This is a genomic window from Streptomyces sp. NPDC000941, assembly GCF_053599555.1.
Window position 1 is genome coordinate 1 of the sequence record NZ_JBSFMM010000349.1, and the last position, 7,793, is coordinate 7,793.

A 7,793-nucleotide genomic window follows, 5' to 3' on the forward strand; every position below is an offset into this window, starting at 1 on the left:
GGCCGACCTGGACGTCATACGTCAGGCATGAACCAGACGCGATCGACTCAGACGAGGTCGAATCGGTCGAGGTCCATCACCTTGGCCCACGCCGCGACGAAGTCGGTCACGAACTTCTCCTTCGCGTCATCGCCCGCGTAGACCTCCGCGAGCGCGCGCAGCTCGGAGTTCGAGCCGAAGACGAGGTCGGCGCGGGTGCCGGTCCACTTGACGTCGCCGGTGGCGTCGTCGCGGCCCTCGAAGGTGTTCTGGTCCTCCGAGACCGCCCGCCACGTCGTGCCCAGGTCGAGCAGGTTGACGAAGAAGTCGTTCGTCAGCTTGCCCGGGGCGTCGGTGAGGAGACCGAGCTGCGTCTGCTGGTAGTTCGCGCCGAGGACACGCAGGCCGCCGACGAGGACGGTCGTCTCGGGCGCGCTCAGGCTCAGCAGGTTCGCCTTGTCGAGCAGCAGGTACTCGGCCGGCAGGCGGTTGCCCTTGCCCACGTAGTTGCGGAAACCGTCAGCGGTGGGCTCCAGCGCGGCGAAGGACTCCGCGTCGGTGTGCTCATCCGTGGCGTCCACACGGCCCGGGGTGAAGGGCACCTCGATGTCGTACCCGCCGTCCTTGGCGGCCTTCTCCACGGCGGCGGCACCGCCGAGGATGATCAGGTCGGCCAGGGACACCTTCTTGGCGCCGGAGTTGAACTCCTGCTGGATGCCCTCGAGGACACGCAGCACCTGCGGCAGCTTCTCCGGCTCGTTGACCTCCCAGCCGCTCTGCGGCTGCAGACGGATACGGGCGCCATTGGCACCGCCGCGCTTGTCGCTGGCGCGGAAGGTCGAGGCCGACGCCCACGCGGTGGACACCAGCTGCGAGACCGTGAGGCCCGAGTCGAGCAGCTTGGCCTTGAGCGCCGCGACGTCGGCGGCGTCGATGGCCTCGCCCTCGGCCGCGGGCAGCGGGTCCTGCCACAGCAGGGTCTCCTCCGGGACCTCCGGGCCGAGGTACAGCGACTTCGGGCCCAGGTCGCGGTGGGTCAGCTTGTACCAGGCGCGGGCGAAGGCGTCCGCGAACTCGGCGGGGTTCTCGTAGAAGCGACGCGAGATCTGCTCGTAGATCGGATCGAACCGGAGCGAGAGGTCGGTCGTCAGCATCCGCGGGGCGTGGCTCTTCGACGAGTCGTGGGCGTCCGGGATGGTGCCAGCGCCGGCCCCGTCCTTGGCGACCCACTGGTTGGCGCCGGCCGGGCTCTGCTCCAGCTCGTACTCGTACTCGAACAGGTTCTTGAAGAAGCCGTGGCTCCACTGGGCCGGCGTGCTGGTCCAGGTGACCTCCAGGCCACTGGTGATCGCGTCGCCGCCCTTGCCGGTGCCGTAGGTGCTCTTCCAGCCCAGGCCCTGCTGCTCGATCGGGGCGGCCTCGGGCTCGGGGCCGACGTTATCCGCCGGGCCGGCGCCGTGGGTCTTGCCGAAGGTGTGACCACCGGCGATCAGGGCGACGGTCTCCTCGTCGTTCATCGCCATGCGGCGGAACGTCTCACGGATGTCGCGGGCCGCGGCGATCGGGTCCGGGTTGCCGTTCGGGCCCTCCGGGTTGACGTAGATGAGGCCCATCTGGACCGCGCCGAGCGGGTTCTCCAGCTCACGGTCGCCGGAGTAGCGCTGGTCGTCGAGCCAGACCTTCTCGGGACCCCAGTACACGTCCTCCTCGGACTCCCATACGTCCACGCGGCCACCGGCGAAGCCGAAGGTCTCGAAGCCCATGGACTCCAGGGCGACGTTGCCGGCGAGGACCATGAGGTCGGCCCAGGACAGGCTCTGGCCGTACTTCTTCTTGACCGGCCACAGCAGACGGCGGGCCTTGTCGAGGTTGCCGTTGTCCGGCCAGCTGTTCAGCGGGGCGAACCGCTGCTGACCGGCGCCGGCGCCGCCGCGGCCGTCGCTGATGCGGTAGGTGCCCGCGCTGTGCCAGGCCATACGGATCATGAACGGGCCGTAGTGACCGAAGTCGGCCGGCCACCAGTCCTTCGAGTCCGTCAGCACCTCGGCGATGTCCTGCTTCACGGCAGGGAGGTCGAGGCTCTTGAACGCCTCGGCGTAGTCGAACTCCTCACCGAGCGGGTTGGCCACGGCTGGGTTCTTGGCAAGAATCTTCAGGTTGAGCTTCTCCGGCCACCACTGGCGGTTCCCACCGCCCTGGGTCGGGTGCAAGGCGCGCCCGTGTGCGACCGGGCAGCCGCCACCGCCCTCCGTCTGCGCGTCTGCAGCGATAGCGTCATGGTTCTCTGACATGGGAATCCTTCCGGACTGGGCGGATCATGGTGTTCAAGAACTGCGGGCGGTGGAACAGTCGGGGCACAGGCCCCAGTAGATGACCTCGGCCTCCTCGATCGAGAAGCCGTGGTCGTCGGACGCGGTCAGACAGGGGATCTCGCCGACCGCGCAGTCGACGTCGGCGACGGCACCGCACGACCGGCATACGACGTGGTGGTGGTTGTCCCCGACACGTCCCTCGAACCGAGCCGGGCTGCCTGCCGGCTCGATCCGGCGTATGAGCCCCGCCGCGGTGAGCGCGTGAAGGGCGTCATACACAGCTTGCAGGGAGATGTGACCCACGCGATCGCGCACTCGGGAGGCGATCGCCTCGACATCGAGGTGGTCGCCGTAGCGGACGGTTTCGAGCAGCGCGACACGGGCGGCCGTCACTCGCAGGCCGGCACCGCGCAGCTCCTCGGCGGGGGCCGGGCTCTGGGATGCGGTCATGGCGCCAAAGCTACCTCCACAAACACGACCTGTACAGGAAAACGAATGATTCAAGTTTAGTGGTGGCGCGAGTCAGGCAACGTTTGCCTTGTTGTGGCGTGACATGCGGTGCGAGTGGCGGCCTGGAAGGCGCGGCGCAGATGGCGTTGACGCTTTGGCAAGCGCTTGCTAATTTGCCCTGTGCGTGATGGCCGTCACCTGTAAAGACGCGCTCCATACTGCCCCTCCTAGGACAGGCAGCGATCAGTAACCGCTCTCATGAGCTGCGTGCCGCCCCCACGGCAGCCCCCCACAACAGGAGGTCCCAGCGCCATGAAGCACACCCGGATTTCCCCTGCCTCGCAGCAGAAGGCCCCCGCAGCCGCCGACGTACGCCGCACACGCGGCGCCCTCGCCGCCGCGGCGGTGGCGGTGTTCGCGACGGCGGGTCTGCTCGCGGTCCCGCCAGCCGTTTCGCAGGCCGCGCCCCTCGCCGCCGGCGACCTGTACGTGTCGCCGAACGGCAGCGCCGCCGCGCCCGGTACGGAGTCCGCTCCGACGACACTCGCCTCGGCGATCACCCGCATCACCCCCGGTGGCACCATCTATATGCGCGGCGGTGCCTACAACCTCTCGCAGACGGTCACCATCGCACCGGGCAACGACGGCACCTCGAGCGCTCCCAAGAAGCTGTCCGCCTACCCCGGCGAGAAGCCGGTGCTGAACTTCTCGGCCATGAGCGAGGACCCGGCAAACCGCGGGCTCGCCGTCAACGGGTCGTTCTGGCGCGTCTCCAACATCACCGTCGAGCGCGCCGGCGACAACGGGATCTTCGTCGGCGGCAGCAACAACGTCATAGAACGCGCGGTGACGCGCTTCAACCGCGACACGGGGCTCCAGATCTCCCGTATCGCCTCCAGCACCCCCCGCGACCAGTGGCCGGCGAACAACCTCGTCGTGAGCTCGGAGTCGCATGACAACGCCGACTCCGACGGCGAGGACGCCGACGGCTTCGCCGCGAAGCTCACGGTCGGCTCCGGCAACGTCTTCCGGTACGACGTGTCGCACAACAACATCGACGACGGTTGGGACCTCTACACCAAGACGGACACCGGCGCCATCGGCCCGGTGACCATCGAGGACTCCCTCGCCCTGAACAACGGCACCCTCACGGACGGCTCACAGGCCTCGAAGGGTGACCGCAACGGCTTCAAACTCGGCGGTTCGGACATCGCCGTCGACCACGTCGTCCGGCGCAGCATCGCCTACCGCAACGGCAAGCACGGTTTCACCTACAACAGCAACCCGGGTCATATGTCGGTGTCGAGCAACATCGGCATCGACAACGCCGAGCGCAACTTCTCCTTCGACGGAGGAACTTCGGTGTTCCGGGACAATGTGTCGTGCCGTAGTGGCAGCGGGACGAAGGACCGCACCATCGGCGATGCCGACGTCTCGAACCAGTTCTGGTCCGGTACGAACGGGTCTCGGTGCTCGTCGTACAGCGGCGCGCTGAAGTGGTCCTTCGCCTCGGACGGGAAGCTCTCCGTGTCCTTCGGCGGATAGCGGCCAGGCGCCTCCGCCACCCGGCTCGCCGAAGCCGGGTGGCGGGTACTGGGCGCCGGTGGCGGGTGACACGCCCTGGCACTGGTCGCGGCCGAGGTCAGTGCGTAGCCCGTACGTCCGGCGAATGGCCGAGCGCGTCGGTGCGCGCCTCAATGGCCTTGATGACCGACACCATGTCGAGCCGGCCGTTTCCGAGGTCCACGCTTTCGCCGTAGAGCTCGCCGCTCAGGTCCAGGAGCGGGGACGACACCCCGGCGGCGCGCGCCTCGTTCGCGATGAGCCGGGTGCTGGTCAGGGCGTCGGACGTCGCCGCCTGCACCGAGAAGTCCCGCTCCCTGAGCATCGGGATCTTCACCCTCGTCACATCGCTGGCCATCGGTCCCGAGCCGATGGCGGCCTGGAACATGCCGAGATCCAGCCCGTGCCGGTCGGCGAAGTGCACGGCTTCGGCCAGGCCGGCCAGCATCGTGCACAGATACAGGTTGACCGCCAGTTTCATCAGCAGCGCGGTGCCCACCGCGCCGCAGAACAGCGTCTCCCGGCACATCGGAGCGAGCAGCGGACGGATCTCGGCCGCCGTGTCCGGGTCGCCGCCGAGCATCGCGACCAGTTGGCCGGCCTCGGCCGGCTTCTTCGAGCCGGACACGGGGGCTTCGACGAACCGTCCGCCCGCGGCGAGGATCTCGGCGGCGAGTGCGCGTGAGTAGTCGGGCTCGACCGAGCCCATCGACACCACCACATGGCCGGCGACCCGCTTGGCGAAGCCAGGCGTACCACGCCCCAGCACCGCGTCGGTCACCTCCTCGTCGAGCAGCATGACGATCACGATGCGGGTACGCGCGAACGCCTCGTCGACATCGGCCGCCACGCTCGCCCCAAGGGCCCGCAGCGGCTCGGCGCGCTCGGCGGACCGGTTCCATACGACGAGCCGTGTGCCGGCCTTGGCCAGGTTGAGCGCCATGGGCTGTCCCATGCCTCCGAGCCCGATGAAACCGACCTCCTCCTCCGGCCGGGGGTCGGGGCCCTGCACCCGGTGCGTCATGTCCGAAGCTCCTTGTCTCTTGCCTCTTGCCCCGCGACGGGGTCTCTTACGTCGATCGGCGTGAACACCGCGGCCGTGCCACAGCCGAAGGCCTCGCGCGGCCGCCCGCTCTCGGCGTCCGCCTGCCACCGGTCGACGGCGTACGGTTCCTCACGGACCGTCAGCCCCAGGTCGCGGGCGAAGGTGATCAGCGAATCGCGGGTGATGCCCGGCGGGATGGTCCCGACGGAGGCCGGCGCGTCGGAAGCGGCATGCGTTGGCGTCGGGGCGGAACAGCGTGACGTCGCCGTCGGGCAGCCGGTAGGCCTTCATGCCCTCGAAGATCTCCTGCGCGTCGTGGAACACCATGGCCGCGGGACCCAGTCGGAGGGCGGCATGCGGGTTCCGCTTGAACAGCAGCGCCTGTGTGCCACCGTGGCTCCTCCATCTCTCCCACGCTCGTTTGGGAGCAGCTTAGGCCGAAATGACTGGCAGGCGATTGCCGATTCTGCTAACTTTTCACGTTTCACTGGCACCGAATGCTCCTCAGTCGATCCACCCCAGCATTGGATGCCTCATCGACGAGAAGGGCCAGGCACCATGAGAGAGCTGGACAGTATCGATCGTCGAATTCTCCGGGCTCTGCAGGAGAACGGCCGGATCCAGAACGTCGAGCTGGCGGAGAAGGTGGGCCTGTCGCCCTCGCCATGCCTGCGCCGGGTGAAGCTTCTCGAAGAGGGCGGAGTGATCGAGCGCTATGTCGCACTGCTCAACGCGGCGAAGATCGGCGTGGGGCTGACGGTCTTCGCGCGCGTATGGCTGACGGGCCAGGACACCGACACCGTCGACCACTTCACGGAGCAGATCAAGCTCCTGCCCCAGGTCGTCGAATGCCACCTGATGGCCGGAGACTGCGACTTCCTCCTCCGTGTGGTGGCGGCCGACCTCGACGCGTATCGACAGTTCCAGGTCGACCATCTGACCCGTATCAAGGGCGTGCAGAGCGTCAAGACGGAGATCCCCATGCAAAAGATCAAGCTGACGTCAGAACTGCCCCTGTGAGCGGAGCGGGGGAAGGCAGAAGCACCCACGGAGCGGCATCCCTTTACCCGGCTGTCATGTCCCTGTAGCTTCGCCTGAAATAGCTTGCAGCAACTTGCCGGTTCCTCCTTCAGTGCAACTCCCCCACTCGCCGCCCCACCGGGAGACGCCATGAGATGCACATCAACGACACCCCCGGGAGACAGACGACCACGTCCACTACGGCGCACGCTCGCCACAGCCGTCGCGACGGCAGGGGTGCTCGGGCTGCTGACGGGCGCGTCGGAGTCCCGCCCCACCCCGCTCAGACCGCCGCCGACGCGTCGAACACAGCGACCGTCTACTACTCGACGGCCACCACCGGGTGGACCACCGTCAACATCCACTACGCGCCCGCCGGGGGCTCCTGGACCACCGTCCCGGGCGTCGGTATGGAGCCTGCCTGCACCGGCTGGTGGAAGAAGACACTCGACATCAGCACGGCCTCATCGCTCAAGGCCGCGTTCAACAACGGCAACGGAGTCTGGGACAACAACAACAGCTCCGACTACACCATCCCCACCGGCATCTCGACCGTGAAGGACAGGACCGTCACCGTCGGCACCAAGGACCCGTGCGCGGCGGAGGCCCCGGACACCCAGGCCCCGACGACACCCCCCAAGGTCACGGCCAGTGCCGCCAACACGTCCGTCGTCGTGAGCTGGGAAGCGGCCACGGACGACAGAGGTGTGGCGAAGTATCGGGTCACCCGCACCGGAGGCAGCAAGGGAACGGTCGTCACGGACGTCACCTCAACCGTCTTCTCCGACACCGGCCTCGAGGAGAAGACCACCTACACCTACACCGTCCAGGCCCTCGACGCCGCAGGCAACACCTCGCCCGCCTCCGCGGCGGCCACCGCGACCACCGGGGAGAAGGCGCCGGCACCGGCCGCCGGCACCCCGCTGGGCACCGACCCTCGCAAAGATCCCATCTACTTCGTCCTCACCGCCCGTTTCCACGACGGCGACAGCTCCAACAACCGCGGCGGCAGCCAGCACGTGAAGTCCGGCAACGCGGCCAACAACGACCCCATGTTCCGAGGTGATTCAAGGCACTCGGCTTCTCCGCGGTCTGGATCACCCCTGTGGTCCTCAACCGCTCGGACTACGACTACCACGGCTACCACGGCTACGACTTCTACCAGGTCGACCCGCGCCTGGAGTCGGACGGCGCATCGTACCAGGACCTGATCAACGCCGCTCACGCCAAGGGCATGAAGATCTAGTCTCCAACGGCTCGCTGTCCGTCGCGGCACCCGGCAAGGGCAACCTTCGCGTCTACGTGCTGAACGGCCCCGGCAAGATCGGCAGCGACGGCCCCTATCTGAAGTGACACCTCAGGCCGCGGTGGCCGGGGCGGGCCGTGCCCCCGCCGCCCCGGCCCGCCGCGCAGCGCTGATCACC

Annotated in this window: 5 protein-coding genes and 1 pseudogene; 3 read left to right on the forward strand and 3 right to left on the reverse strand. The window is 68.1% G+C overall.

From position 1 onward, the window contains the following. Window positions 1–47 precede the first annotated feature (47 nt). Window positions 48–2,270 (reverse strand): catalase/peroxidase HPI, encoded by a 2,223-nt coding sequence (katG, locus tag ACWDSL_RS50380; RefSeq protein ID WP_450496115.1) that lies wholly within the window; start codon window positions 2,268–2,270, stop codon window positions 48–50. Between the two features lie 33 nt (window positions 2,271–2,303). After that, window positions 2,304–2,741 carry a Fur family transcriptional regulator gene (locus ACWDSL_RS50385; RefSeq protein WP_014174569.1) on the reverse strand — a complete coding sequence of 146 codons (438 nt, stop codon included), beginning with the start codon at window positions 2,739–2,741 and terminating at the stop codon, window positions 2,304–2,306. A gap of 312 nt (window positions 2,742–3,053) precedes the next feature. On the opposite strand from ACWDSL_RS50385, the gene ACWDSL_RS50390 reads away from it, so the two are divergent. Then, window positions 3,054–4,286, forward strand: coding sequence for a right-handed parallel beta-helix repeat-containing protein (locus ACWDSL_RS50390; protein ID WP_450496117.1), 1,233 nt, complete (start codon window positions 3,054–3,056; stop codon window positions 4,284–4,286). Window positions 4,287–4,383: 97 nt separating this feature from the next. Here the strand turns inward: ACWDSL_RS50390 and ACWDSL_RS50395 are convergent, their stop codons facing one another. Continuing rightward, complete coding sequence (locus tag ACWDSL_RS50395; protein WP_450496119.1) at window positions 4,384–5,328, reverse strand: NAD(P)-dependent oxidoreductase; 945 nt, start codon at window positions 5,326–5,328, stop codon at window positions 4,384–4,386. A 579-nt stretch (window positions 5,329–5,907) separates the two neighbouring features. On the opposite strand from ACWDSL_RS50395, the gene ACWDSL_RS50400 reads away from it, so the two are divergent. After that, window positions 5,908–6,369: an Lrp/AsnC family transcriptional regulator gene (locus ACWDSL_RS50400; protein ID WP_450496120.1), complete on the forward strand. Its 462-nt coding sequence runs from the start codon at window positions 5,908–5,910 to the stop codon at window positions 6,367–6,369. 305 nt (window positions 6,370–6,674) lie between these two features. Then, window positions 6,675–7,612, forward strand: a pseudogene (locus tag ACWDSL_RS50405) (carbohydrate binding domain-containing protein); the annotation flags it as partial. Window positions 7,613–7,793: the final 181 nt, after the last annotated feature.

Coding starts and splice junctions, on each gene's coding strand:
- ACWDSL_RS50390 (WP_450496117.1), top strand. CDS start 3,054: ATGAAGCACACCCGGATTTCCCCTGCCTCGCAGCAGAAGGCCCCCGCA.
- ACWDSL_RS50385 (WP_014174569.1), bottom strand. CDS start 2,741: ATGACCGCATCCCAGAGCCCGGCCCCCGCCGAGGAGCTGCGCGGTGCC.
- katG (WP_450496115.1), bottom strand. CDS start 2,270: ATGTCAGAGAACCATGACGCTATCGCTGCAGACGCGCAGACGGAGGGC.
- ACWDSL_RS50395 (WP_450496119.1), bottom strand. CDS start 5,328: ATGACGCACCGGGTGCAGGGCCCCGACCCCCGGCCGGAGGAGGAGGTC.
- ACWDSL_RS50400 (WP_450496120.1), top strand. CDS start 5,908: ATGAGAGAGCTGGACAGTATCGATCGTCGAATTCTCCGGGCTCTGCAG.